The organism is Streptomyces sp. NPDC038213 (assembly GCF_055600495.1).
The window spans coordinates 1-25,563 of record NZ_JBVJYM010000002.1 but is presented as its reverse complement, the minus strand read 5'-3'; the positions used below and the strand labels follow the sequence as shown (position 1 = coordinate 25,563).

Annotated in this window: 18 protein-coding genes; 10 read left to right on the top strand and 8 right to left on the bottom strand. The window is 72.7% G+C overall.

Annotation, left to right across the window (positions count from 1 at the left end; all coding sequences use genetic code 11):
- Positions 1–164 precede the first annotated feature (164 nt).
- The 3 genes from ACZ7JZ_RS02845 to ACZ7JZ_RS02835 all read left to right on the top strand — a co-directional run bounded on the left by ACZ7JZ_RS02845 (position 165) and on the right by ACZ7JZ_RS02835 (position 4,068).
- The gene (locus ACZ7JZ_RS02845; RefSeq protein ID WP_470932505.1) at positions 165–1,553 is read left to right on the top strand and encodes an amino acid permease; all 1,389 of its coding nucleotides are present in this window, start codon (positions 165–167) and stop codon (positions 1,551–1,553) included.
- Positions 1,554–1,782: 229 nt separating this feature from the next.
- Positions 1,783–3,225, top strand: coding sequence for an amino acid permease (locus ACZ7JZ_RS02840; protein ID WP_470932503.1), 1,443 nt, complete (start codon positions 1,783–1,785; stop codon positions 3,223–3,225).
- Between the two features lie 186 nt (positions 3,226–3,411).
- Positions 3,412–4,068: a superoxide dismutase gene (locus ACZ7JZ_RS02835; protein ID WP_470932501.1), complete on the top strand. Its 657-nt coding sequence runs from the start codon at positions 3,412–3,414 to the stop codon at positions 4,066–4,068.
- A gap of 161 nt (positions 4,069–4,229) precedes the next feature.
- On the opposite strand, the gene ACZ7JZ_RS02830 is transcribed toward ACZ7JZ_RS02835, so the two are convergent.
- Complete coding sequence (locus tag ACZ7JZ_RS02830; protein ID WP_470932499.1) at positions 4,230–4,877, bottom strand: mycothiol-dependent nitroreductase Rv2466c family protein; 648 nt, start codon at positions 4,875–4,877, stop codon at positions 4,230–4,232.
- Positions 4,878–5,023: 146 nt separating this feature from the next.
- Between ACZ7JZ_RS02830 and pepN (ACZ7JZ_RS02825) the strand changes: the two genes are divergently transcribed.
- Together pepN (ACZ7JZ_RS02825) and ACZ7JZ_RS02820 are read left to right on the top strand one after the other, a co-directional pair.
- A complete protein-coding gene (gene pepN, locus ACZ7JZ_RS02825; RefSeq protein WP_470932498.1) occupies positions 5,024–7,579 on the top strand; it encodes an aminopeptidase N in 2,556 nt (851 codons plus the stop codon).
- A gap of 248 nt (positions 7,580–7,827) precedes the next feature.
- Positions 7,828–8,829, top strand: coding sequence for a hypothetical protein (locus ACZ7JZ_RS02820; protein WP_470932496.1), 1,002 nt, complete (start codon positions 7,828–7,830; stop codon positions 8,827–8,829).
- Here the strand turns inward: ACZ7JZ_RS02820 and ACZ7JZ_RS02815 are convergent.
- Positions 8,805–9,737 (bottom strand): pyridoxamine 5'-phosphate oxidase family protein, encoded by a 933-nt coding sequence (locus tag ACZ7JZ_RS02815; RefSeq protein WP_470932494.1) that lies wholly within the window; start codon positions 9,735–9,737, stop codon positions 8,805–8,807. The genes ACZ7JZ_RS02820 and ACZ7JZ_RS02815 overlap by 25 nt on opposite strands.
- A 54-nt stretch (positions 9,738–9,791) precedes the next feature.
- Positions 9,792–10,247, bottom strand: a complete 456-nt coding sequence (locus ACZ7JZ_RS02810) for a VOC family protein (RefSeq protein ID WP_470932493.1) — start codon at positions 10,245–10,247, stop codon at positions 9,792–9,794.
- A 151-nt stretch (positions 10,248–10,398) separates the two neighbouring features.
- Here ACZ7JZ_RS02810 and ACZ7JZ_RS02805 point away from each other — a divergent pair, with 151 nt between their 5' ends.
- Together ACZ7JZ_RS02805 and ACZ7JZ_RS02800 are read left to right on the top strand one after the other, a co-directional pair.
- The gene (locus ACZ7JZ_RS02805; protein WP_470932491.1) at positions 10,399–10,965 is read left to right on the top strand and encodes a CGNR zinc finger domain-containing protein; all 567 of its coding nucleotides are present in this window, start codon (positions 10,399–10,401) and stop codon (positions 10,963–10,965) included.
- A gap of 206 nt (positions 10,966–11,171) precedes the next feature.
- Positions 11,172–14,486, top strand: a complete 3,315-nt coding sequence (locus ACZ7JZ_RS02800) for a S8 family serine peptidase (RefSeq protein WP_470932489.1) — start codon at positions 11,172–11,174, stop codon at positions 14,484–14,486.
- A gap of 100 nt (positions 14,487–14,586) precedes the next feature.
- Here ACZ7JZ_RS02800 and ACZ7JZ_RS02795 read toward each other — a convergent pair whose 3' ends face one another.
- On the bottom strand, positions 14,587–16,068 hold the full coding sequence (locus ACZ7JZ_RS02795) for a M28 family metallopeptidase (protein ID WP_470932487.1): 1,482 nt from the start codon (positions 16,066–16,068) through the stop codon (positions 14,587–14,589).
- 261 nt (positions 16,069–16,329) lie between these two features.
- Between ACZ7JZ_RS02795 and ACZ7JZ_RS02790 the strand changes: the two genes are divergently transcribed.
- Together ACZ7JZ_RS02790 and pepN (ACZ7JZ_RS02785) are read left to right on the top strand one after the other, a co-directional pair.
- A complete protein-coding gene (locus ACZ7JZ_RS02790) occupies positions 16,330–17,358 on the top strand; it encodes an aspartate-semialdehyde dehydrogenase (protein WP_470932486.1) in 1,029 nt (342 codons plus the stop codon).
- 203 nt (positions 17,359–17,561) lie between these two features.
- Positions 17,562–20,153, top strand: coding sequence for an aminopeptidase N (pepN, locus tag ACZ7JZ_RS02785; RefSeq protein WP_470932484.1), 2,592 nt, complete (start codon positions 17,562–17,564; stop codon positions 20,151–20,153).
- A gap of 282 nt (positions 20,154–20,435) precedes the next feature.
- On the opposite strand, the gene ACZ7JZ_RS02780 is transcribed toward pepN (ACZ7JZ_RS02785), so the two are convergent.
- The 4 genes from ACZ7JZ_RS02780 to ACZ7JZ_RS02765 form a co-directional block, all read right to left on the bottom strand.
- Positions 20,436–21,380 (bottom strand): LysR family transcriptional regulator, encoded by a 945-nt coding sequence (locus ACZ7JZ_RS02780; protein WP_470932482.1) that lies wholly within the window; start codon positions 21,378–21,380, stop codon positions 20,436–20,438.
- Positions 21,381–21,407: 27 nt separating this feature from the next.
- Complete coding sequence (locus tag ACZ7JZ_RS02775) at positions 21,408–22,349, bottom strand: DMT family transporter (protein WP_470932480.1); 942 nt, start codon at positions 22,347–22,349, stop codon at positions 21,408–21,410.
- A gap of 62 nt (positions 22,350–22,411) precedes the next feature.
- The gene (locus ACZ7JZ_RS02770; RefSeq protein ID WP_470932478.1) at positions 22,412–23,347 is read right to left on the bottom strand and encodes an EamA family transporter; all 936 of its coding nucleotides are present in this window, start codon (positions 23,345–23,347) and stop codon (positions 22,412–22,414) included.
- A 47-nt stretch (positions 23,348–23,394) separates the two neighbouring features.
- Entirely contained in the window at positions 23,395–24,789 is a 1,395-nt protein-coding gene (locus ACZ7JZ_RS02765) for an MFS transporter (protein ID WP_470932477.1), read from the bottom strand.
- A gap of 106 nt (positions 24,790–24,895) precedes the next feature.
- Here ACZ7JZ_RS02765 and ACZ7JZ_RS02760 point away from each other — a divergent pair, with 106 nt between their 5' ends.
- On the top strand, positions 24,896–25,390 hold the full coding sequence (locus ACZ7JZ_RS02760) for a MarR family winged helix-turn-helix transcriptional regulator (RefSeq protein ID WP_470932475.1): 495 nt from the start codon (positions 24,896–24,898) through the stop codon (positions 25,388–25,390).
- Positions 25,391–25,563: the final 173 nt, after the last annotated feature.

Genomic DNA, 25,563 nt, shown 5'->3' with positions numbered 1-25,563 from the left:
ACGTCGCGCGGTCACAAAGCGTGGCCGCCCCGTTTCGTGGGAAGTGCACAAAGCGCGGGCCGGGCGGGCCCGTACGGAAGGTCCGAAGTGACACGGATCACGCGCTCTTTAGTTGTCCCCCGTCCGTTTTGCGCGGCCGCTCCCCGCTCGGGGACACTGTGCGGATGTCACAAGCACCTCTGCCGGATCTCGCCGAGGAACCCCTCGGCCACGGTCTCAAGCAGCGCCACCTGACCATGCTGGGACTCGGCGGGGTCATCGGCGCGGGCCTCTTCGTCGGTTCGGGCGCCGGCATCACCCTGGCGGGCCCCGGCATCGTCGTCTCCTATCTGCTCGCGGGCGCGCTCGCGATGCTGGTGATGCGGATGCTGGGCGAGATGTCGGCCGCGATGCCCGCCTCCGGGTCCTTCTCCGTGCACGCGGAGAAGGCACTGGGCCGCTGGGCCGGGTTCTCGGTGGGGTGGCTGTACTGGTTCCTGCTGGTCGTGGTGCTGGCCGTGGAGGCCACCGGGGCGGCGAAGATCGCGAACGGCTGGCTGCCGGGGGTCCCGCAGTGGGCCTGGGTGCTGGTGTTCATGGTGGTCTTCACGCTGAGCAACCTGGCCGCCGTGCGGAACTTCGGCGAGTTCGAGTTCTGGTTCGCGGCCCTGAAGGTCGCCGCGATCGTGCTCTTCCTGGTCCTGTGCACCCTGGCGGTCTTCGGGCTGCTGCCCGACACCGACCCGGTGGGGCTGTCCCACCTGACGGGGGACGGGGGCTTCCTGCCCCACGGCTGGGCCGGGGTGGTCTCCGGAGTGCTCGCGGTGGTCTTCGCCTTCGGCGGCCTGGAGGTGGTCACCATCGCGGCGGCCGAGTCCGAGGACCCGGCGCGCTCGGTGGCGCGGGCGGTGCGCAGCGCGGTGTGGCGGATCCTCTTCTTCTACATCGGCTCGATGCTGGTGATCGTGACCCTGCTGCCGTGGGACTCGCTGCAGCCGGGCGAGAGCCCGTACGTGGCGGCCCTGGACTCGATCGGGATCCCCTCGGCCGCGCAGATCATGAACATCGTGGTCTTCGTGGCGCTGCTGTCGGCGCTCAACGCCAACCTGTACGGGTCCTCCCGGATGGTGTTCTCGCTGGCCGAGCGGGGCGAGGCGCCGCGGTCGCTGCTGAAGGTGTCCCCGGGCGGGGTGCCGCGGCGCGCGGTGGTGGCCTCGGTGGCCTTCGGCTTCTTCTCCGTGGTGCTGAACCTGCTGTGGCCGGACACGGTGTTCCTCTACATGCTCAACGCCGTCGGTGCGGTGCTGCTGTTCGTGTGGGCGCTGATCGCGGTCTCGCAGCTGCGGCTGCGGCGCCGGATCGAGCGGGAGGCCCCGGAGCGGCTGACCCTGCGGATGTGGGCGTTCCCGTACCTGACCTGGGCGGCGCTGGCAGGGATGGCGGCGGTGTTCGTGCTGATGCTGTTCGACGATGCGGCGCGGCCGCAGCTGCTGTGGTCGGCGGGTGCGGCGGCCGCGGTGCTGGCGGTGGCCGGGCTGCGCGAGCTGCGCGGCCGGCGGGCCGCGGCGGGCTGACGGCCCGCCGGCCGGATACGCGGAGGCCCCCGGTGCGCAGTGGCGCGCCGGGGGCCTCCGCGTATCCGGGGGCGGGTCCGGGCCGGGGCGGGGGGCTCCCGCGTGCCGGAACGATCACTTCCCGTGAAACGGATGTCCGGATAGCGGACACCAAACGTCCGCTGAGCGGACAGGGGTCAGACTGGGGCACCTCCTCCCGTCCCTCCGTACAACCGGACAGGCCAGACCCATGCCCCAGAGCAGCACCCTCACGCCGCCGCAGGCGGACCCGGCAGCGCCGGCCGGCCCCACGGGCCCCGGCGGATCCCCCCTGGCAGGCGGCCTCAAGCAGCGCCACCTCTCGATGATCGCCCTCGGCGGGGTCATCGGCGCGGGCCTCTTCGTCGGCTCGGGCGCGGGCATCGCGGCCGCGGGCCCGTCGATCGTGCTCGCGTACGCGGCCTCCGGCGTGCTGGTGATGTTCGTGATGCGGATGCTCGGCGAGATGTCGGCGGCGAACCCGGCCTCGGGCTCGTTCTCCGTCCACGCCGAGCGGGCCATCGGCCCCTGGGCCGGGTTCACCGCGGGCTGGATGTTCTGGACCCTGCTGTGCGTGGGCGTGGCCATCGAGGCCATCGGCGCGGCGCAGATCATGGTCGGCTGGTTCCCGGGCACCCCGTCCTGGCTGTGGGTGCTGGTCTTCATGGCGGTCTTCTGCGGCAGCAACCTGGCCGCCGTCTCCCGCTTCGGCGAGTTCGAGTTCTGGTTCGCCGCGCTGAAGATCGGCGCGATCGGGCTCTTCCTGACCCTGGGCACCCTGGCGGTCCTGGGGGTGCTGCCCGGCACCGACTCCCCCGGCGCGGCGAACCTGCTGCACGACGGCGGCTTCCTGCCCAACGGGGTCGAGGGCCTGCTCGTCGGCCTGCTCGCCTCGGTGGTCGCGTACGGCGGGCTGGAGACCGTGACCATCGCGGCGGCCGAGTCGGACGACCCGGTCCGCGGCGTGGCGAAGGCCGTGCGCACCACCATGTGGCGGATCGCGATCGTCTACGTCGGCTCGATGCTGGTCATCGTCACCCTGATCCCGTGGAACTCCGAGGGCGCCGCCAAGGGCCCGTACGCCGCCGCGCTGGACCACCTCGGCATCCCGGGCGCCGGGCAGGTCATGAACGTGGTCATCCTGATCGCCCTGCTGTCGGCGATGAACGCCAACATCTACGGCTCCTCGCGGATGGCGTACTCGCTGGTGGCCCGCGGCCAGGGCCCGCGGGCCCTGGGCAGGGCCGGCGGCGGGGTGCCGCGCCGGGCGGTGCTGGCCTCCTCCGGCTTCGGCTTCGTGACCGTCCTGCTGTCCTACTGGTACCCGGACACCCTCTTCGCCTGGCTGCTGAACATGGTCGGCGGGGTCATCCTCGTGGTCTGGGGCTTCATCGCGGTCTCGCAGTTCGTGCTGCGCCGTCGGATGGAGCGCGAGGCGCCGGGGAGGCTGGTCGTGAAGATGTGGGGCTTCCCGTACCTGACCTGGGTGGCCCTGGCGGGGGTGGCCGGGGTGCTCGGCCTGATGGCCTGGGACCCGGACACCCGCGTGCAGGTGGTCTTCACCGGCGGCCTGACGGCCGCGCTGGCCCTGACCGGGTACGCGCTGCAGCGGTCGGCGGCCGCCCGGAGCCGGGACGGCCGCGTCCGGAACTGACCGCCGGGGGCCTTGAACCGCCCTCCCCCTCCCCCGACAGTCCAGGTGGGCCCGTGCGATGGCACGGGCCCACCTGGGCTTTTACAGAGGTAAGCCTTACATGTGCCGAGGAATAGATACTGCTAGCGTGCAGTTGCGCATTGATTGCAATAGCAGTTGGCACGCTGAGGGGACCGGATAACACGCATGGCCATCTACACGCTTCCCGAGCTTCCGTACGAGTACTCGGCGCTCGAGCCGGTGATCAACCCGCAGATCATCGAGCTGCACCACGACAAGCACCACGCGGCCTACGTCACGGGTGCCAACAACACCCTGGAGCAGCTGGAGGAGGCGCGCGACAAGGAGAACTGGGGCGCGCTGAACGGCCTGGAGAAGAACCTGGCCTTCCACCTCTCCGGCCACATCCTGCACAGCATCTACTGGCACAACATGGCCAGCCCGAAGACCGGCGAGGGCGGCGGCGAGCCGACCGCGGCGGACGGCCTCGGCGACCTGGCCGACGCGATCACCGAGTCCTTCGGCTCCTTCGCGAAGTTCAAGAAGCAGCTGACCTTCGCCTCCTCGGCCACCCAGGGCTCCGGCTGGGGCGTGCTCGCGTACGAGCCCGTCAGCGGCCGCCTGGTCGTCGAGCAGGTCTACGACCACCAGGGCAACGTGGGTGTCGCGAGCACCCCGATCCTCGTGTTCGACGCCTGGGAGCACGCCTTCTACCTGCAGTACAAGAACCAGAAGGTGGACTTCATCGAGGCGATGTGGAACGTCGTCAACTGGCAGGACGTGTCCAAGCGCTACGCGGACGCCAAGGCGAACACCCCGCTGCTGATCCCCGCCAAGGGCTGATCGGCACCCACCGGCCGTCCGCCTCGTGATCGTCTTCTCAGCCTTCACCAGCGGACGTGTGGAACGGAAGGCCCCCGCGAGGACGTGACTCGCGGGGGCCTTCCGCCGTTCCCGGGGGCCTGCCGGGGCTCCCGGGGGCTGCCCGGACCTGCCGCCAAGTCCTACTCGAAGGACGGGGCGGCCGTGCGGGTGCGCTTGATCTCGTAGAAGCCCGGCGTGGAGGCCACCAGCAGGGTGCCGTCCCACAGCCGCGCCGCCGCCTCGCCGCGCGGGGTCGGGGTGACCACCGGGCCGAAGAAGGCGACCTCGGCGCCGTCCGCGCCCGGTACGGAGATGACGGGCGTGCCGACCTCCTGGCCGACGCGGTCGATGCCGTCGGCGTGCGAGGCGCGCAGCACCGCGTCGTACTCGTCCGAGTCGGCGTGGTCGATCAGCTCCGCGGGCAGGCCCGCGTCGGCCAGGGCGCCGGCTATCGCCTCGCGGGTGGGGCCCTCGCCGTTGTTGTGGAAGCGGGTGCCGAGGGCGGTGTAGAGCTTGCCGACCGCCTCGTCGCCGTGCTTCTGCTGGGCGGCCGTGACCACCCGCACCGGGGCCCAGCCCTTGGGGCCGAGCAGGTCCCGGTAGACCTCGGGCAGCTCGTGCAGCTTGTCCTCGTTGAGGACCGCGAGGCTCATCACGTGCCAGCGGACCTCCACCTCGCGGACCTTCTCGACCTCCAGCATCCAGCGGGAGGTCATCCAGGCCCACGGGCACAGCGGGTCGAACCAGAAGTCGACGGGGGTCTTCTCGCGCAGCTGGGTCTCGGACATCGAGTTCCTCGGGTCCTTCTCTCTCGGCCGGGTTCGTACGCCATGCGTCGTACAAAGGGGTCACCAGGGCAACCAGCCTGCGGTCCTGCGCATTCCCCGTGGGAGGATTCGCTCAGTTGAAGGCGAACTCGCACGAAGGAGTGCCCGTGCCTGGTGAGAATCTGTCACGCGAGGAGGCCCGCGAGCGGGCCGAGCTGATCTCCGTCGACGCGTACGAGGTCGCTCTCGACCTCCGCTCGGCGGTGGACGGGGCCGAGGCCGGCCCGGAGGGTCCCCGCACCTTCCGCTCGGTGACCACCGTCCGCTTCCGGTCCGCGGTGCCCGGCGCCGCGACCTTCGCGGACCTGATCGCCCCCTCGGTGAACTCCGTCACCCTCAACGGGACGGCTCTGGACCCGGCCGAGGTCTTCGACGGGGCGCGGATCCGCCTCGACGCCCTGGCCTCCGAGAACACCCTGGTCGTGGACGCGAACTGCGCCTACAGCCGCACCGGCGAGGGCATGCACCGCTTCGTCGACCCGGAGGACGGCGAGGTCTACCTCTACACGCAGTACGAGCCGGCCGACGCGCGCCGGGTGTACGCGAACTTCGAGCAGCCCGACCTGAAGGCCCCGTACGAGTTCCGGGTCACCGCCCCCGAGGGCTGGCAGGTGTGGTCCAACGGCGCCGAGGAGTCCCGCGAGGGCGGCGAGTGGCGCTTCGCGCGCACCGAGCCCATCTCGACGTACATCACCTGCGTGGTGGCGGGCCCGTACCACTACGTCACCGACACCTACACCCGCGGGGACCTGACCGTCCCGCTGGGCGCCATGTGCCGCAAGGGGCTCGCCCCGCACTTCGACGCGGACGACGTCTTCCTGGTCACCAAGCAGGGCTTCGACTTCTTCCACGACAACTTCGACTACCCGTACCCCTTCGGGAAGTACGACCAGGCCTTCGTCCCCGAGTACAACCTCGGCGCGATGGAGAACCCGGGCATGGTCACCTTCCGCGAGGAGTACATCTTCCGCGGCAAGGTCACGCGGGCCTCGTACGAGCGGCGCTCGAACACGATCCTGCACGAGATGGCGCACATGTGGTTCGGCGACCTCGTCACCATGAAGTGGTGGGACGACCTGTGGCTGAAGGAGTCCTTCGCGGACTTCATGGGCTCCTTCTCGCTGGTCGAGGCCACCCGCTTCGACCAGGCCTGGGTCACCTTCGCCAACAACCGCAAGGCCTGGGCCTACCGGGCCGACCAGCTGCCGTCCACCCACCCGATCACGGCCGACATCCGCGACCTGGAGGACGCCAAGCTCAACTTCGACGGCATCACGTACGCCAAGGGCGCGGCGGTCCTCAAGCAGCTGGTCGCGTACGTCGGCCGGGACGCCTTCCTGGAGGGCGCCCGCCGCTACTTCAAGGCGCACGCGTACGGGAACACCACCCTGGACGACCTGCTGTCGGTGCTCGCCGAGGTCTCCGGCCGGGACATGGCCGGCTGGTCGCGGGCCTGGCTGCAGACCGCGGGGGTCAACTCCCTGACGCCCGAGGTGGTCTACGGCGCCGACGGCCGCGTGGCCGAGCTGGCGGTGGCCCAGGACGGCGCCGAGCTGCGCCCGCACCGGGTGGCCGTCGGCCTGTACCGGCACGACGGCGGGGAGCTGGTGCGCTACGCGCGTGCCGAGGTCGACGTGGCCGGGCCGCGCACCGCGGTCGCCGAGCTGGCCGGGGCCGAGAAGCCCGACCTCGTGCTCGTCAACGACGAGGACCTGACCTACTGCAAGATCCGCTTCGACGCGGGCTCGCTGGACACCCTCCGGGCCCGCCTGGGCGACCTGCGCGACCCGCTGGCGCGGGCCCTGTGCTGGTCGGCGCTGTGGAACATGACCCGCGACGGGCTGCTGCCCGCCCGCGAGTTCGTCTCCCTGGTGCTGGACTTCGCAGGCCGCGAGAGCGACATCGGCGTGCTCCAGATGCTGCACGCGCAGGCCACCGGCGCCGTCACCTCCTACGCCGCCCCGCAGTGGCGCGAGCAGGGCTCCCGGGAGCTGGCGGCCGGGGCGCTCGGCGAGCTGCGCAAGGCCGAGCCGGGTTCGGAGCACCAGCTGGCCTGGGCCCGCTTCTTCGCCGCGTCGGCTGCCGCGGAGGCGGATTTCCAGCTGCTCCAGGGGCTGTTGGACGGATCCGCCGTGATCGACGGCCTCGACGTGGACCAGGAGCTGCGCTGGGCCCTCCTGGAGCCGCTGGCGGCCCACGGGCTCGCCGACGAGCAGCGGATCGGGGCGGAGCTGGCGCGCGACGACACGGCCTCCGGCAAGCGGCACTCGGTGCGCTGCCTGGCCGCGCGGCCCTCGGCCGCCGTCAAGGCGCAGGCGTGGGCGGCCGTCGTGGAGTCGGACGCGCTGTCGAACGCCCTGGTGGAGGCGACCATCGCAGGGTTCGCGCAGCCCTCGCAGCGCGAACTGCTGGCCCCGTACGCCCCGAAGTACTTCGAGGCCATCGAGCGGGTGTGGGCCGAGCGGTCGATCCAGATCGGCATGGACGTGGTGAGCGGGCTGTTCCCCTCGCTCCAGGACGGCCAGGACACGCTGGACGCGGCGGACGCCTGGCTGGGCGCGCACGGGGACGCGGCCCCGGCGCTGCGGCGCCTGGTGCTGGAGGCGCGCGACGACCTGGCGCGGGCGCTGCGGGCGCAGGCCTGCGACGCGGCCGCGGGCTGACCGACGGCTGGCTTCGACTGACAGCTGACGGCTGACGGCTGACGGCCGGGCACGGAACGGGCGGGGGCGGTGCCGGAGGGATCCGGCACCGCCCCCGCCCGCCGTTTCGCATACGGAAAGTAGCGGTACGAATCCGCTGCGCAGTGTCGGCAGTCGAACTCCCGTACTTTAGTGCGGGGTTGTCCGGGTTTGTCGACGGGCGTGTAACAGCGGTTATCAGGGCCCCCGGTGGCGGGAATCTCCGCGGCATGAACCACAACACCCCCGCCTTCCAGGGCGTTTCCGCCCCCCGCCCGCTCCACCACCTGAGCGGTTCGCGCCCCCGCGTGCTCGGTGTCGGCCAGCTCCGCGAGCACGGCATCACCCCCTCCGACACCGCGCAGCGCTGCCGCCCCGGCGGCCCGTGGCAGCAGGTGCTCCCGGGGGTCTTCCTGCTCCACCCCGGTCTGCCGACCAGCGAGGAGCGGCTGCACGCGGCCCTGCTGTACGCGGGCCGCCGGGGCGCCGACGTGATGGTCACGGGGCTCGCCGCCCTGGCCCTGTACCAGTTCGCCTCCGCTCCCCCGCTGCCCGCCCTGGACCGGATCGACGTCCTGGTCCCGGCCACGCGGCGGCTGCGGTCCACGGGCTGGGTGCGGATCGTACGGGCGCACCCGGTGCAGCCCGAGGCGCAGCAGGTGACCGGGCTGCCGGTGGCGCCCGTGGCCCGCGCCCTCGCGGACGCGGTGGCGCACCTGTCCGACGCGGGCACGGTCCGGCGGCTGCTGAGCGAGGCCGTGCGGGGCGGGCACTGCGAACCGGCCGCGGTGGTACGGGAGCTGACGCAGGCGCGGCTGCTGAACCGGCCGCACGTGGTCGACGCCGTGGACTCCCTGCTGGCCGAGGGCCGGGCCATCGCGGAGGACCGGCTGTACGCGCTCGTACGGGAGTCCGGGCTGCCGGACCCGCTGTGGAACGTGGACCTGCGGGTGCCGGGCGGCCCGCACCTGGGCGGGGTGGACGCCTACTGGCCCGACCAGGCGGTCGCGGTGGAGCTGGACACCCGGGCCCCGCGGCAGGGCGGGGACGACCAGTGGTCGCAGTACGCGCGCAAGCGGGAGGCCCTGGAGCGGCTGGGCCTGACGGTCGTGTACCTCACCCCGCGCAAGCTGCGCGACCACGCCGAACAGCAGGCGGCCGTGATCCGGACGGCGCTGACGGCCTCCGCGGACCGGGACCCGGCCGCCTACCTCGTGGTGCTGCCGCGGTGAGGCCCGCCGGGCAGCGGCGGATTGGCCGGGGAGTACTCGGGGGAGCTCCAGCGCAGCCGGCCGGGGTGCAGGGCCCCGACGGCCTCCTGCACGGTGAAGCGGACGGTCCGGCTGCCGCCGGGGCCGAACTCGGTGCGGGCCCGGCCGGTGAGCTGGAGGACCCCGCCGGTCTCCCAGTCGGGCAGGAGGAGGCCTGCGCGGGAGTCGGCGGCGAGGTTGCCGAGGGTCAGGAACATGGCGTTGCCGGGGTAGTCGGGCCAGGCCAGTTCGGTCGGGGAGAGCACTTCGGCGAAGCCGGGGGCACCGCCGCGGTGGCTGGTTTCCACCCTTCCCTCGGCGGTGGTGGCGACGAAGAAGGTGTCGGCGGTGCGGACCGCGCGCTGCCAGTCGGGGGTCAGGGCCGCGGCGCGGCGTACCGTTCCGGGACCCTCGGGCTCCACGGCCAGCGGGTGCCGCTTCTGCAGGTACTTGGGGCAGTTGGAGAAGACCCGGTCGGCCTCCACGGCGAAGCCGCCCGGGGTGGGGGACGCCGTGCCGTTGAGCCGCATCCGGCGGCGGGTGCGCGGGTCGAGGGCGATCGTGCCGACGGGGGTGCCGGGTGCGGCGAGGGCCTCCGCGAGCGGGTCGCCCGCCGGGAGCCCGCCGGAGACGGAGATCCGGTGCGGGCCGGTGGCCCGGACGAATCCGGGCGCACCGGTCAGCAGGGAGGCCCAGATCCGGCCACCGGGACCCGGGGCGTCGGCGGCCCCGAGGACCAGCTGCGGCTGGAGGGCCAGGAAGGCGGCGGCGACCTCCTTGATGCCGGGGCCGATGGAGCGGCCCACGTGGTCGGCGAGCTCCCGGACCCCGACCCGGTCCTGTACGGCGCGGGAACCCCGGTGGTAGGGCCGCGCGACGGCTGCTGTCATGGCGTACGCACTCCTCGGCGCTCGGATCGGACGGCGGGCCGGTAGCGGCGGCTCCTAGAAGAACCCGCAGGTCGGCGCGGAGTCGCTGGGGGCCGGGGCGCCCTCGGCCCCGGTGGGCACGGAGATCTCCAGGCGGGTGCCGTCCGGGTCGTGGAAGAAGATCCCGCCCGAGGCCGCCCCCTCCCCGTGCGCGACCACCCCGTCGTACGCGAACGCGACGCCGAGCCCGCGCAGCCGGGTCTCGTACCCGCGCACCTCCTCGATCGAGCCGGCCGACAGGGCCAGGTGGTGCAGGCCCGCGGCGGCGGGGGCGAAGGGGTCCGTCGCCTGCTCCCACAGGGTCAGGGCGAGCACCCCGTCCCGGCCGAGGAAGGCGAAGCGGCGGTCGGGCTCCTTCCCCTCGCCGAGGACCTCGAAGCCGAGCGCGTCGCGGTAGAAGGCGAGCGAGCGGTCGAGTGCGGTGACGTTGAGGCCCACGTGGCCGGTGGTGAGCGTGCCGGGAGACGTCATGACGGGATCCCTTTCAGGAGGCGTGCTTCAGGAGGGGCGTATCGGTGTTCCTGCCGTTTTCTCTAACCTCTGAAAAGGACTTTAGGGGTTAGAGCCAGGGGCGTCAACCGCTCACGTACCCTTGAGTGGTTAGCCGAGGAAGGAACCCGCGATGACCGCCGCCACCGACCCCCGCCCGCTGCTCGGGGAGCCCGTCTCCCTGGACCTGCTGAACACCCGCTGGATGCAGGACGGCGAGCGGCAGGACCTGTTCGCCGGGGCCGCGGGCCTGACCCGCATGGAGGGCATGGCCCTGTGGCTGGAGGGGGCCGGCCTGGCCGGGCGCTTCCGCGCGGACCCCGCGGCCCTGGTGCACCTGCTGACCGCGCGCGAGGCCCTCGCGCGGGCCGTCGCGGACCCCGCGGACGAGGGGGCGCGCACCCTCGTCGACGCGGTGCTGGGGCACGGCCGGCTGCGCCCGACGCTGACCGCCGCGGGGCCGGGGCAGACCCCCGAGTTCGAGGACCGCGCCTGGGGTCCCGCGTGGACCGCCGCGTACGACTACCTCGGCCTGCTGGGCAGCGCGCCCGACCGGATCCGCGCATGCGCCCACGAGGCCTGTGTCCTGCACTTCTTCGACACCTCGCGGAACGGCACCCGGCGCTGGTGCTCGATGGCGGCCTGCGGAAACCGGGCCAAAGCGTCCCGCCACTACGCACGTTCACGCGAAGACCACTGAGTCGACATATCGACTTTCGCCGCCCTTCGACTCGTACCCCTCTGTCCGGGTACGGGCCCGCTGACGCATCCCTCGCCCTGGCGGATGTCCGCCATGACGAACACCCGTACCCGACAGCCCTCCCCAAACGGCTGTCACTTGCGGAAAGCTGACCGGTCATCCGGCACCGAAATCCGGACCGTTTCTTTCACGTATCAGGGATGCTGATGACCCTCGAATCCCCCAGTTCGATATCCGGGGCAAGACGCGCCGCCCGCGTCGCGGCCGCCGCGGGTCTGGTGGCCGCGCTCGCGGCCACGGGGCCCGTGCCCGCCTTCGCCGCGTTCGCCGCCGATGACCCGGCTGCCTCCGCACCCAAGTCCGCCGAGGAGAAGCTCGGTTCCGACGACGCCAAGCTCCTGGCCGAGGCGGAGGCGAAGGGCGCGAAGACCGTCACCGCGATGGTCGCGACCGCCCCCGGCGCCACCGAGCAGGTGGCCTCCCAGCTCGACGCCGTCCCGGGTGCCTCCGTGGGCAAGACGTACGACAAGCTCGGCTACGTCCGCGCCACGCTGCCGACGGACAAGGCCGGCGCCGCGCTCGACGCCGCGGCGAAGCTGTCCTCCGTGGTCGGCATCGACCTCAAGCACGAGATCAAGCGCGAGGACCCGCGCCCTGACGCCGGCGCCGAGAGCGCCGCGGCCAAGGCCAAGCCCGCGCCCGGCTCGTACCCGGCCCCGGGCAAGAGCACTCCGGCGAAGAACCCGTACAACCCGTCCTTCGAGACCGGTGCGGTGGACTTCGTCAAGCAGAACCCGCAGGCCGACGGCCGCGGTGTGACCATCGGCATCATGGACTCCGGCGTCGACCTCGGTCACCCGGCGCTCCAGAAGACCACCACCGGCGAGCGCAAGATCGTCGACTGGGTCACCGCGACCGACCCGATCACGGACAGCGACGGCACCTGGCGCGCCCAGATCACCCCGGTCTCCGGCACGGAGTTCACCGCGGCGGGCACCACCTGGAAGGCCCCGGCGGGCGACTACCAGTGGAGCCGCTTCTCCGAGTCGATCACCGCCAACGGTGACATGAAGGGCGACGTCAACCGGGACGGGGACACCACCGACCGGTTCGGCCTGCTCTACGACGCCGCCGCGGGCACCGTCCGCGTGGACACCGACCAGAACAACGACTTCACGGACAACGAGCCGATGAAGGCGTACAAGGACGGCTTCCAGATCGGCTACTTCGGTACGGACAACCCGGCCACCGAGGTCGCCGAGCGCATCCCGTTCGTCATCGAGATCCGCAAGGACGTCCCGATGGACCCGCTGGGCGGGGACTGGGTCGGCAAGAAGGCCGACTTCGTCAACGTCGGCATCATCGAGTCCGAGCACGGCACCCACGTCGCGGGCATCACCGCCGCGAACAGCCTGTTCGGCGGCAAGATGAACGGTGCCGCCCCCGGCGCCAAGCTCGTCTCCTCGCGCGCCTGCTCCTGGAGCGGCGGCTGCACCAACGTCGCGCTGACCGAGGGCATGATCGACCTCGTCGTCAACCGCGGCGTGGACATCGTCAACATGTCCATCGGCGGCCTGCCGGCGCTGAACGACGGCAACAACGCGCGTTCCGAGATGTACACCCGCCTGATCGACACCTACGGCGTCCAGCTGGTCATCTCGGCCGGCAACTCGGGCCCGGGCGTCAACACCATCGGCGACCCCTCGCTGGCCGACAAGGTCCTCAGCGTCGGTGCGGCGATCTCCAAGGACACGTGGGCCGCCAACTACGGCTCCGGCGTGGACAAGAAGTACGCGATGTTCCCCTTCTCCTCGCGCGGTCCGCGTGAGGACGGCGGCTTCGTGCCCTCGATCACCGCCCCCGGTGCGTCCATCAACACCATCCAGACCTGGCTGGCCGGCCAGCCGGTCGCCGAGGCGGGCTACGCCCTCCCGGCCGGCTACGGCATGCTGCAGGGCACCTCGATGTCCTCGCCGCAGGCCGCGGGCGCGAGCGCGCTGCTGATCTCGGCCGCCAAGCAGGCGAAGGTGGCCCTGCCGCCGGCCGCCCTGCGCACGGCGCTGACCACCACCGCCAAGAAGATCAAGGGCTACAAGGCGCACGAGCAGGGCTCCGGCCTGATCGACGTCGTCGCCGCCTGGGACTCGATCCAGCGCGGTGCCAAGGCCCACGACTACACGGTCAAGGCCCCGGTCGACACCGCGCTCGACCAGTTCCTGAAGACCCCGGGCTTCGGCACCGGCATCTACGACCGCGAGGGCGGCCTGAAGGCCGGCCAGAAGAAGGTCTACGACGTCGTCGTCACCCGCACCTCGGGCCCGAAGTACGGCATCCGCCACGACCTGACCTGGCGCAACAACGACGGCACCTTCAAGGTGCTCGGTGACTACGACTACGTCACCCTGCCCCTGAACAAGCCCGTCACCATCAAGGTCCAGGCCAAGGCCAAGGCCGGCGGTGTCTTCAGCGGCATCCTGCAGCTCGACGACGCCACCACCGAGGGCATCGACAAGCAGGTCCTGTCGACCGTCGTGGTCGCCAAGCAGCTGACCAAGCCCTCCTTCGGCTTCACGGAGACCGGCACGGTCCAGCGCAACAGCCACACGTCCTACTTCGTGAACGTGCCGGCCGGCGCCAAGTCCCTGGAGGTCGCGCTCAGCGGTCTCGCCGAGGGCAGCCAGACCCGCTTCATCTCGCTGCACCCGTACGGTGTCGCCGTGGACCCGACGGCCACGACGAACTGCTACCCGAACTACAACAACCCGGCGAACACCTGCCGCCCCGACCTGCGGTCGGTCACCAACCCGCAGCCGGGCGTCTGGGAGATCGAGGTCGAGTCGCGCCGTACGTCGCCGCTGCTCGACAACCCGTACAAGCTGGACGTCTCCGTACTCGGTGCGGCCTTCGACCCCGCGGTCAAGGTCATCCCCGAGGCGAAGATCGGCACCCCGGCGCCGGTCCAGTGGAACGTCACCAACAACTGGGCGGGCCTGCAGGGCAAGCTCAAGGGCGGCCCGCTCGGCTCCGCGAAGGTGGCCAAGCCCTCCATCGCCAACGGTGAGACCCAGACCTCCGAGGTCACCATCAGCGCGGGCGCCAAGCGCCTGGACGTCGCCATCGGCGGCGTGTCCGACGCCGGTGCCGACCTGGACCTCGAGGTCTACCGGGACGGCGTGCTGGTCGGCTCCGCGGCCGACGGCGACTCCGAGGAGGCCGTGAGCCTGGTCAACCCGGCCGCCGGCACCTACACCGTCAAGGTCATCGGCTACGCGATCCCGGCCGGTACCACCACGTACAACTACCGCGACGTGTTCTTCGCCGACTCCCTGGGCTCCGTCCAGGTCGACGAGACCGCCACGGTGGACCTGGCCAACGGCGCCTCCGCCACGGTCAGCGCCAACGTGCTCGTCGGCAGCGCGGCCCCCGCGGGCCGTCAGTTCTTCGGCGAGGTCTCGCTGGTCAACGCCCGCGGCACCGCGGCGGGCAGCGGCAGCGTCCAGATCGAGAAGGTCGTCGAGTAGTACCCGGCAGCCTGATCCGCACCTGAAGAAGGGGCGGGCGTCCCTGCGGACGCCCGCCCCTTCCGTGCTCCCGGGCCCCCCGGCCCCGGGAGGCTCCGGATCAGCCCTTCAGGCCGCGCAGGTCCTGGGCGTAGGTGCCGACCGCGTGGGCGATGACGTCGACGTTCGTGTCGAAGGCCGTACGGTCGATGTTCTTCAGGGTGTCGCCGGCGCCGTGGTAGTTCGGGTCGTACGCCACGCCCGCCCGGCCGCCGTAGCGGGCCGCCTGCTCCGGGGTCTTGATGCCCTCGGCCCCGGTGAAGGTGCCGCCGGCCGGGATGCCGTTCGCGATGAACGGGCCGTAGTCCGAGCGGCCGTCGAAGTCGCTGCCCTCGTGGGGCTTGCCCTTGCGGTCGAGGAAGCCGTTGATCAGGCGCTCGATCTGCGCCGAGCCGGCCGGGCCGGCCCCGGCGCCCTTCTTGTCGGAGTCGTCGCCGTCGTAGACGAACTGCGCCGGGTTCGGGGAGCCGATCATGTCGAAGTTCAGGTAGAGCGCGATGTCCTTCTTCTGCTTCGCGCTCAGCCGGGACACGTAGTGGTCGGAGCCGAGCAGGCCCAGCTCCTCACCGGACCACCAGGCGAAGCGGACCTTGTTCGCCGGCTGCCGGCCCGTCTTGCGGGTCTGGTCGGCGAGCTTGAGGGCCACCTCCAGGAGGCCCGCGGAGCCGGAGCCGTTGTCGTTGATGCCCGGGCCCTCCGCCACCGAGTCCAGGTGGCCGCCGACGGCCACCACGCGGTCGGAGCGGCCGCCGCGGGTCTCGGCGATGACGTTGCGGGTCTGCTTCTTGATGTGCTTCTGGTCCAGGTCCAGGCGGACCCTGACCTCGCCGCGGGCCACGGCCGCGGCCAGCGCCTCGCCGTCGGCCAGGGTGATGCCCGCGCTCGGGATCCGGCCCTCGGCGGGCGAGGAGAACCCGCCGCGGACCGGGGTGGTGCCGCTGTGGTTGTAGACGACCACGCCGAGGGCGCCGGCCGCGGCGGCGGCGTTCTGCTTCTCCACGAAGGTGCAGCTGCCCCGCTTCACGAGGGCGATCTTCCCGGTGAAGGCGCCGGCCGGGTAGTCGGCCGCGTCGCAGCCGGGGGTGTCGTCCACCCGGGCCGCGGCCAGCGCGGCGGTCAGGCCCTGCTTCGGGGTGGACGGGGTGAAGGTGAAGGCGGCCGTGGTCAGTTCGCGGGCGCCCGCGCCGAGCACGGCGAGCTTCTCCGTGCGGGTCTGCGCGTCGTAGATCGAGAACTCCTGGTACGCGACCTTGTAGCCGGCCTTCCTGAGGGTGTCGTGGACGTACTTCGCCGAGGCGTCGTAGCCCGGGGTGCCGGCCGCGCGGTTGCCCCCGTGGGCGTCGGCGATCTTCTGGAACTGCACGAGGTGGCGGTAGGCGCTCTTGCCGGAGGCCTGCTTCACCAGCTGCTTCGCGAGCCTGCCCGGGTGGCCCGGGTGCCCCGGGCGCTCGTGGGCGACGGCCGGCTGGGCGGCGAGCAGGAGGGGTGCGGCGACGGCCGCGGCGGCGAGCGCGGCTATGGTCCGGTGGCGGTGGGCGGGCACGACGGATCTCCCCGATTCGTTATCTGGAATGCGTGTCCGGATATCGGTCACGACAGATCGGACCGTAACCGCCCTTCGCGTCCTCAAACGCCCGATCTGGGCTCCGGAAACAAGGCCGCCACACACTTGTCATACCGGGCCCGGAAACGGCCGCCCCGGGCACCCGGTCCGTACTGCGGACAATGGATTGGACAAGCGTGCCCGGGTCGCCCGCATGATGGAGTCGGCTTGACCGAGCTGTACGCACCAGAAGGAGTCACCGTGAGGGTCGGAATCGTAGGAGCCACCGGACAGGTCGGCGGCGTCATGCGCCGCATCCTCGCCGAGCGGAAGTTCCCGGTGGACGAGCTGCGCCTGTTCGCCTCGGCCCGGTCGGCCGGCTCGACGATCGAGTGGGAGGGCCGCGAGATCACCATCGAGGACGCCTCCGCCGCCGACTACGCGGACCTCGACATCGTGCTCTTCTCCGCGGGCGGCGCCACCTCCCGCGCCCTCGCCGAGAAGGTCGCCTCCCAGGGCGCCGTCGTCATCGACAACTCCTCCGCCTGGCGCGGCGACCCCGAGGTCCCGCTGGTCGTCTCCGAGGTCAACCCGCACGCGATCAAGGACCGCCCGAAGGGCATCATCGCCAACCCGAACTGCACCACGATGGCCGCGATGCCGGTACTGCGCCCCCTCCACGAGGAGGCCGGGCTGACCGCGCTGGTCGCCACGACCTACCAGGCCGTCTCCGGCTCCGGCCTGGCCGGTGTCGCCGAGCTGAAGACCCAGGCCTGCGCCGTGTCCGAGGCCGCCGACCAGCTGACCTTCGACGGCGGCGCCGTGGACTTCCCCGAGCCGGGCGTCTACAAGCGCCCGATCGCCTACAACGTGGTCCCGCTGGCCGGCTCGATCGTGGACGACGGCTCCTTCGAGACCGACGAGGAGCAGAAGCTCCGCAAGGAGTCCCGCAAGATCCTCGAGATCCCGGAGCTGAAGGTCTCCGGCACCTGCGTGCGCGTCCCGGTCTTCTCCGGGCACTCCCTCCAGGTCAACGCCCGCTTCGCGCGCCCCATCAGCGTCGAGCGCGCGTACGAGCTGCTGGCGGACGCCCCGGGCGTCGAGCTCTCCGACATCCCGACCCCGCTCCAGGCCGCCGGCAAGGACGCCTCGTACGTGGGCCGCATCCGCGTGGACGAGACCGTCGACAACGGCCTCGCGCTGTTCCTGTCGAACGACAACCTCCGCAAGGGCGCGGCGCTGAACGCCGTGCAGATCGCCGAGCTGGTCGCCGAGGAGCTGCGCGGCTGACCCGGCCCGCACGCGGTACGAGGGGCGGCACCCGGTGGCGGGTGCCGCCCCCCGGCGCATCCGGGGACGGCCGCCCGGCGGCCCGCACCGCCCCGCAGGAGCTTCCGGGCGTCACCGGGGCGCCGCGGCATTACTCCGAAGCGGTGGCCCCTCCCGGCGTGGAAGGATGGGCGCGCAACGTCACCATCGAAGGAGATGAACGCGTGCCTGGCACGAACCTGACCCGTGAAGAGGCTCAGCAGCGGGCGAAGCTGCTCACCGTCGACTCGTACGAGATCGACCTCGACCTGAGCGGAGCCCAGGAGGGGGGCACCTACCGGTCCGAGACCACGGTGCGCTTCGACTCCGCGGAGGCGAACGCGGAGACCTTCATCGACCTGGTCGCGCCGGCCGTGCACGAGGTCGTCCTGAACGGCAAGTCGCTCGACGTGGCCGCCGTCTTCCGCGATTCGCGGATCGCGCTGAAGCACCTGGCGGCCGGGGCGAACGAGCTCAAGGTCGTCGCGGACTGCGCGTACACCAACACCGGCGAGGGCCTGCACCGCTTCGTGGACCCGGTCGACGAGCAGGCCTACCTGTACACCCAGTTCGAGGTGCCGGACGCGCGCCGGGTGTTCGCGTCCTTCGAGCAGCCCGACCTGAAGGCGACCTTCCAGTTCACCGTGAAGGCCCCCGCGGGCTGGACGGTCATCTCGAACTCCCCGACGCCTGCGCCCGCGGACGTCAAGGACGACGTCTGGGTCTTCGAGCCGACCCCGCGCATCTCGACGTACATCACCGCGCTGATCGTCGGCCCGTACCACTCGGTGCACAGCTCGTACGAGGGCAAGGACGGCCAGTCCGTCCCGCTCGGCATCTACTGCCGCCCCTCGCTCGCCGAGTTCCTCGACGCGGACGCGATCTTCGAGGTCACCCGCCAGGGCTTCGACTGGTTCCAGGAGAAGTTCGACTACGACTACCCGTTCGCGAAGTACGACCAGCTCTTCGTGCCGGAGTTCAACGCGGGCGCGATGGAGAACGCCGGTGCGGTCACCATCCGCGACCAGTACGTCTTCCGCTCGAAGGTCACGGACGCGGCGTACGAGGTCCGCGCCGAGACCATCCTCCACGAGCTGGCCCACATGTGGTTCGGCGACCTGGTCACCATGGAGTGGTGGAACGACCTGTGGCTGAACGAGTCGTTCGCCACCTACACCTCCATCGCCTGCCAGGCGTACGCGCCCGGCTCGAAGTGGCCGCACGCGTGGACCACCTTCGCGAACTCCATGAAGACCTGGGCGTACCGGCAGGACCAGCTGCCGTCCACGCACCCGATCATGGCCGACATCCGCGACCTGGACGACGTCCTCGTCAACTTCGACGGGATCACGTACGCCAAGGGCGCCTCGGTGCTCAAGCAGCTCGTGGCCTACGTCGGCCAGGACGAGTTCTTCAAGGGCGTGCAGGCGTACTTCAAGGCGCACGCCTTCGGGAACACCCGCCTGTCCGACCTGCTGGGCGCCCTGGAGGAGACCTCCGGCCGCGACCTGACCGCCTGGTCGAAGGCCTGGCTGGAGACCGCGGGCATCAACATCCTGCGCCCCGAGGTCGAGACGGACGAGCACGGGGTCATCACCTCGTTCAAGGTCCGCCAGGAGGCCCCGGCCCTGCCGGCGGGCGCCAAGGGCGAGCCCGTACTGCGCCCGCACCGCATCGCGATCGGCTTCTACACGCTCGACGACGAGAGCGGGAAGCTGCTGCGCGAGCGCCGCCTGGAGCTCGACATCGCGGCGGCCGAGCTGACCGAGGTCGCCGAGCTGGTCGGCCACTCCCGGCCCGACGTGGTCCTCCTCAACGACGACGACCTGTCGTACGCCAAGGTCCGCCTCGACGAGCACTCCCTCGCCAAGGTCACCGCGCACCTGGGCGACTTCGAGGCCTCGCTGCCGCGGGCGCTGTGCTGGGCCTCCGCCTGGGACATGACGCGTGACGGCGAGATGGCGGCGCGCGACTACCTCGCGCTGGTGCTGTCCGGCATCGGCAAGGAGTCCGACATCGGCGTGGTGCAGTCCCTGCACCGCCAGGTGAAGCTGGCCGTGGACCTGTACGCCGACCCGGCCTGGCGCGACACCGGCCTGGCCGTCTGGACGGACGCCGCGCTGGAGCACCTGCGCGCGGCCGCCCCCGGCAGCGACCACCAGCTCGCCTGGGCGCGGGCCTTCGCGGCCACCGCCCGTACGGAGTCCCAGCTCGACCTGCTCGCGGGGCTGCTCGACGGCACCGAGGCCGTCGAGGGCCTGGCCGTCGACACCGAGCTGCGCTGGGCCCTCCTGGAGCGGCTCGCCGCCACCGGACGGGCCGGGGAGTCCGAGATCGCGGCCGAGCTGGAGCGGGACAAGACCGCGGCGGGCGAGCGGCACGCGGCCACGGCCCGTGCGGCCCGTCCGACGGCGGAGGCCAAGGCCGAGGCCTGGGCGGCGGTCGTCGAGTCCGCGGACCTGCCGAACGCGGTGCAGGAAGCCGTCATCGGGGGCTTCGTCCAGACCGACCAGCGGGAGCTGCTCGCGCCGTACGCCGCGAAGTACTTCGCGGCGGTCAAGGGGATCTGGGAGACCCGCAGCCACGAGATCGCGCAGCAGATCGCGGTCGGGCTGTACCCGTCGCTGGCGGTGTCCCAGGACACGCTGGACGCGACGGACGCGTGGCTGGCGGCCGCCGAGCCGAACGCTGCGCTGCGGCGGCTGGTCTCGGAGTCCCGCTCGGGCGTCGAGCGCGCCCTCCGCGCCCAGACGGCGGACGCAGCCGCCGGCGCCTGACCCCGGCGGGGCCCCGCGCAGCTCCGCCCCACCCGGGCCGCTGCGCGGGGCCCTTCCCCACCCCGCCCCTTCCCGAACTGGGGCTCCGCCCCAGACCCCGCGCCTCAAACGCCGGCGGGGCTGGATTTTGCCGCTGACCGGTACATTCCAGCGAACCGCAGCAAAATCCAGCCCGCGCGGCGTTTGAGCGCACCGGGCGCGCAGCGCACGGTCCGGGGGTCCGGGGGCCTGCCCCCGGTTTCGGGAAGGGGCGGGGTGGGGAACAGGCCCCGCGCAGCGGGGTTACAGGGTCGACGCCGCCGTGCGGAGGGCGGCCAGGAGCGGGGTCAGGAGGGGGCCCTCCTCCGCCCCGCGCCGCGTCGCGGCGACGACGTGCCGCGTCGGCCGGTCCGCAGGCAACGGCCGGACGACCACCCCCCGGCTCCCCCGGCCACCCCCGCCCACCCCACCCGGCGCCCGCGGCGACGCCGCCATCCGGGGGACGAGGGCCACGCCCATACCGGCCCCGACCATCGCCAGGATCGCCGTCCACCCGGCCGCCGAATGCGCCTGCTCCGGTACGAACCCGGCCGCCTCGCACGCCGTCCGCGTGATCTCCGACCAGGCCCCGGACCCCCCGAAGATCCACGGCTCCCCGGCCAGGTCGGCCAGCCGCAGCCCGTCCGCCCCCGCGAGCCGGTGGTCCGCGGGGAGTGCCACGTCCAGCGGGTCCTCCAGCAGCGCGATCCTCGTGAAGCGCGGATCCGGCCCGGCGGGCGCCTGGGCGGCCAGGGACAGGGCCAGGTCCACGGCCCCGGCGGACAGCAGCTCGTACGACTCCGCCGCCTCGGCCTCCCGCACCCGCACCTCCACCCCCGGCCGCGCGGCCCGCAGGGCGGCCACCGCCGGGACCACCAGCGCCGGCACGGCCGTGGAGAAGGCCCCGATCCGGACCTCGCCGGCCTCCCCGGCCCGGTAGCCGGACAGCTCTGCGTCGGCGCGCTCCAGCTGCGCGAAGACGCCTTCCGCGTGCCGCAGGACCAGGTGCGCGGCCCCGGTCAGCCGCACCCGGCGCCCGTCGGCCTCCAGCAGCGGTACGCCGAGCTGCCGGGCGAGGTTGGTGAGCTGCTGCGATACGGCCGAGGGGGTCATGTGGAGGGCTGCGGCGGCCGCGGTGACGGTTCCGCGGTCGGCGAGCGCCCGCAGGATCCGCAGCTTCCTGATGTCCCACTCGGTGGTCCCGGTCATGGGGCGAACCTACCTGCGCGGCCCGGCCTACCGGCGGGCGGCGCCGAGGGCGACCCCGCCCAGGATCAGCGCCATGCACAGCAGTTGGGCGGGCCCGGTGTGCTCGCCGAGGAGGGGCAGGGAGAGCAGGGCGACGCAGACCGGCTGAAGGTAGTAGACGATCCCGGCGCGGGCCGCGCCGATCAGGGCGACGGCCTTGTTCCAGGCGAAGAAGGCGACGGCGGAGGAGAAGACCCCGACGTACACGAGCGGGCCGACCGTGCCGGGCGTGGCGGCGAATCCGCCCTGGAGGGCGAGGGAGAGCCCGTACGCGGGGGCGAGCATGAGCGCGCCCGCCAGGAAGGTGGTGAAGAGGAAGGCGAGCCCGGTGATCTCCGCGGGCCTGCGCTTGAGGAGGGCGCTGTACGAGGCGAAGGACAGGGCCGCGCCGAACATCCACAGGTCGCCGGGGGCGAACTGGAGGGTCAGGGAGCCCTTGCCGACGAGCAGCAGCACCCCGAGGGCGGCGATGAGCATCCCGGTGGTGCGGACGGCGCCGAGGCGCTCGCCGCCGATCCGGGCGAAGACCGCCATGACCACGGGTGAGGCGGCCATGATCATGCCCATGTTGGAGGCGGAGGTGGTCAGTCCGGCCTGGTGGACGAGGGTGTTGTAGAGGGCGATGCCGAAGAAGGATGCGAGGGCGAGGAAGCCGAGGTGGCGGCGGATCAGGGCGCGCTGGCGCCAGGTCTCGCGGACGGCGAGGGGGGCGACGGCGGCGAGGGCGATCAGCCAGCGCCAGAAGACGGCCTGGACGGGCGGGACGCTGTCGGCCATGCCGCGGGTGGCGACGAAGCTGCCGGACCAGACGACCGTGGCGGTGAAGGCGAGGAGGAGTCCGGCGCCGAGGGCGGCTCGCTTCCCCGCCGGGCGGACTGTCGCGGCCGCCCGCTCTTCGCCGTTGCTGCGGACGCGGTCCAGGACTGACACGGCGGTCCCCTCCCCCTCGGTTCGGTGCGCGGTGCGGGCTGCGCGCTCGGATCGTTCGGGGTCTACCGTCGCACCGGCTCATCCATCAGGTCCATCGAAACTTTCCGATGTTTCCGTTCAGTTTCTTCGAAGGGTTCGGGGCTGCGCCGCCGGCACGGCAGCTGCCCGGCCACGGTGGCCGTGAAGGCGACGGCCATGCCCGCCACCTGCACCGGCGAGAGCTCCTGCCCCAGCGCCGCCCAGCCGATGACGGCGGCGGTGAGCGGCGAGAGCGGGCCGAGGAGGGTCACGGAGGTGGCGCTGAGCTGCCCGATCCCGCGGAACCACAGCCAGTAGGCGGCCCCGGTGTTCAGCAGGGCCATGTAGCCGTAGCCCAGCAGGGCCCCGCCGTCGAGGGCGGGCGGCGCCCCTTCGGCCAGGGCGGCGACGGGCAGGATCAGGAGCCCGCCCGCGGTGAGCTGCCAGCCCGCCATGGCCAGCGGGCCGGTCCCGTCGGGGCGCCCCCAGCGCTTGGTGAGCACGATGCCGGCGGCCATGGAGGCGGAGGAGGCGATCCCGGCGGCGATGCCCGCCGGGTCGAGGGCCGCCTGGGAGGTGAGCACGACCATGGCGACCCCGAGGGCCCCGGCCACGGCGGCGAGGAGGGCACGGGGGGTGGCCCGCTCCCCCAGCAGCAGGGCGGCGAGGCCGATGACGGCGAGCGGGCCGAAGGAGCCGAGGACGGCCGCGACCCCGCCGGGCAGCCGGTAGGCGGAGAGGAAGAGCAGCGGGAAGAAGGCCCCGATGTTGAGCGCACCGAGCACCGCGGACTTCCACCACCAGGCGCCGTGCGGCAGCCGGCGGGCGGCGGCGACCAGCAGCAGCCCGGCCGGCAGGGCCCGCGCGACGCCGGTGAACAGGGGGCGGTCCGGCGGCAGGAGCTCGCTGGTGACGATGTAGGTCGAGCCCCAGGAGACGGGCGCGAGGGCGGTCAGCACGACGGTGGCGAGGCGGTTCATGTCGTCACTCCTCAGGCGGAGGGCGGAGGGCGGGGAGGGACCCGGCTTCAGACGGCGGCGGGGGCGGGCCGGCGGGACGGCTGATCCGGGGCGGGCGCGGCCGGGGCGGGCGCTCCGGCCCCCGGCCCGCTCGCGGACCCGCCCGCCGCCCCGCTTCCGGCGCAGGGGTGCACGGCCTCCGCCGGGAGGTGCCGCTCCAGCCGGACCAGGGCGAGGGCCGCACCGAGGGCGGTGGCGGTCAGCAGGACCCAGGGCAGGCGGCCGTCGACGGCGAGGAGGGAGGTGAAGAGGGAGGGGGCGAGGGCGGTGGCCAGCGAGTACGAGAGCTGGTACGCGGCCAGGTAGCGGCCGCGGACGGGCTCGGGGGCGGCGGCGACGGACAGGGCGCCGGCGGAGGGGCTGTGGACCAGCTCGCCGAGGGTGTAGACGACCACGACGGCCAGCAGGGCGGCGAGCAGCGGGCCCTGTCCGGGGCGCAGGGTCCCGAGGAGCACCTGTCCGGCGAAGGCGGCGGCGAAGAGCAGGCAGCCGAGGGCGGCGGAGCGGGTGCGGCGGGCGCCGGTACGGCGGACCCGGCCGGCGACGAGCACGCCGGCCCCGGCGCACAGCACGGTGTTGAGGGTGAAGGCGGCCCCGGTCAGGGAGTCGGGGCCGCGCAGCCAGGTGGCGATGTAGAGCGGGAAGAGCACGGACAGGGCGGCGTACCCGAGGGCGGCGAGGAAGTTGGCGGCGGTCAGGCCCAGGAAGGGGCGGTCGCGCAGGACCATCCGGTAGCCCGCCTGGGCCCGGCGCGCCGCCGGTGCGGCCGGGGCCTGCGGGTCGCGGACCGGGCGGACCCGGCTGACGAGCAGTCCCGCCAGGGCGAAGGCGAGGGAGTTGCCGTAGGCGGTGTACGCGAAGGCGGCGGGGCCCGCGAGGGCGAGCACGCCGGAGACGAGGAGGGCGCCGGCGCCCATGCCGGCGTTCTGGAGGGCGCGCAGGGAGGCCTGGAGCCGGTCGCGGGCGGAGCCGCGGGCCACCTCGCCGATCAGGGACTGCTGGACCACCGGGAAGGAGCGGTCCGCGAGGGCGGTGACCAGGGTGACCGCGGCGAAGGCGGGCAGGGAGCCGGCGAGCGGGTAGAGGGCGAAGCCGAGCACCCGGACCGCGTACAGGACCAGGTTGACCCGGCGGGCCCCGTAGCGGTCCACCGCTGTGCCGGCCAGCGGCATGAAGGCGAGTCCAGCGAGGCCGGTGAGGGTGAGGACCATGCCGACGGCGGCGAAGGAGAGCCCGGTGACCTCGTGGAAGAAGACCAGCGAGAAGGGCACGTACATGCCGATGCCCACGGCGCTGATCCCGGCGCCGGCGAGCAGGGCTCGCTCTCCGGCGATCCGCTCGACGCGCTCGCGCGGTGCCCGGGCCCTGCGCGCCCGCCCCGTCCCCGTCCGTGTGTCCGCCATGTCCCCACCCCTCAAGTAGATTGCTAGAAAGTAGCTTACTTCTAAGCTACTTTCCGTCAAGCAACTTTCTTGCGATCTACTTGAGGGGCGGCGGATACTGCGGACCATGAGCGAGCAGCACGCAGACGCGGTGGACGCGATCATCGGCCAGTGGGGTGCGGTCAGGCCCGACCTGGAGACCGGCCCGATGGCCGTCTTCGGGCGCATCTACCGGATCGCGCGGACCATGGGCGACGAGATGGAGCGCACGTACGCGCGCTTCGGGATCTCCCGCGGGGAGTTCGACGTGGCCGCCACACTGCGGCGCTCGGGGGCCCCGTACACCCTCTCGCCGCGGCAGCTGTCGGCGACGCTGATGCTCACCACGGGCGGGATGACCGGGCGGCTGGACAAGCTGGAGAAGGCGGGGCTGCTGGCCCGCACGCCCGATCCGCACGACCGGCGCGGCATCCAGGTGACCCTGACGGAGCGGGGGCTCGCGCTCATCGACGAGGCGGTCGGCGCCGGTCTGGAGGTGCAGCGGGCGGCGCTCTCCGGGCTCACGGACGAGGAGGCCGCGACCCTCACCGGCCTGCTGCGCAAGCTGGCCGCCGGACTCTGAGGCGGCCCGGCGGGACCGCGCGGCCCGTCAGGAGGGCGGCGGGACCCGCCGGAAATACGGCAGGGGGGCGGGGGGAAAAAAAGTAAAATCCCAGGGTGTCCCCCGGAGAAGGACAGCAGCAGCAATACGGGGGCGGGAGAGGACAAAGCTGAACGTCCGTCCCTTTCCCCACG

Coding starts and splice junctions, on each gene's coding strand:
- ACZ7JZ_RS02815 (WP_470932494.1), bottom strand. CDS start 9,737: ATGACAGCAGCCGTCGCGCGGCCCTACCACCGGGGTTCCCGCGCCGTA.
- ACZ7JZ_RS02820 (WP_470932496.1), top strand. CDS start 7,828: ATGAACCACAACACCCCCGCCTTCCAGGGCGTTTCCGCCCCCCGCCCG.
- ACZ7JZ_RS02840 (WP_470932503.1), top strand. CDS start 1,783: ATGCCCCAGAGCAGCACCCTCACGCCGCCGCAGGCGGACCCGGCAGCG.
- ACZ7JZ_RS02760 (WP_470932475.1), top strand. CDS start 24,896: ATGAGCGAGCAGCACGCAGACGCGGTGGACGCGATCATCGGCCAGTGG.
- ACZ7JZ_RS02835 (WP_470932501.1), top strand. CDS start 3,412: ATGGCCATCTACACGCTTCCCGAGCTTCCGTACGAGTACTCGGCGCTC.
- ACZ7JZ_RS02765 (WP_470932477.1), bottom strand. CDS start 24,789: ATGGCGGACACACGGACGGGGACGGGGCGGGCGCGCAGGGCCCGGGCA.
- ACZ7JZ_RS02830 (WP_470932499.1), bottom strand. CDS start 4,877: ATGTCCGAGACCCAGCTGCGCGAGAAGACCCCCGTCGACTTCTGGTTC.
- ACZ7JZ_RS02770 (WP_470932478.1), bottom strand. CDS start 23,347: ATGAACCGCCTCGCCACCGTCGTGCTGACCGCCCTCGCGCCCGTCTCC.
- ACZ7JZ_RS02810 (WP_470932493.1), bottom strand. CDS start 10,247: ATGACGTCTCCCGGCACGCTCACCACCGGCCACGTGGGCCTCAACGTC.
- ACZ7JZ_RS02845 (WP_470932505.1), top strand. CDS start 165: ATGTCACAAGCACCTCTGCCGGATCTCGCCGAGGAACCCCTCGGCCAC.
- ACZ7JZ_RS02800 (WP_470932489.1), top strand. CDS start 11,172: ATGACCCTCGAATCCCCCAGTTCGATATCCGGGGCAAGACGCGCCGCC.
- ACZ7JZ_RS02780 (WP_470932482.1), bottom strand. CDS start 21,380: ATGACCGGGACCACCGAGTGGGACATCAGGAAGCTGCGGATCCTGCGG.
- ACZ7JZ_RS02805 (WP_470932491.1), top strand. CDS start 10,399: ATGACCGCCGCCACCGACCCCCGCCCGCTGCTCGGGGAGCCCGTCTCC.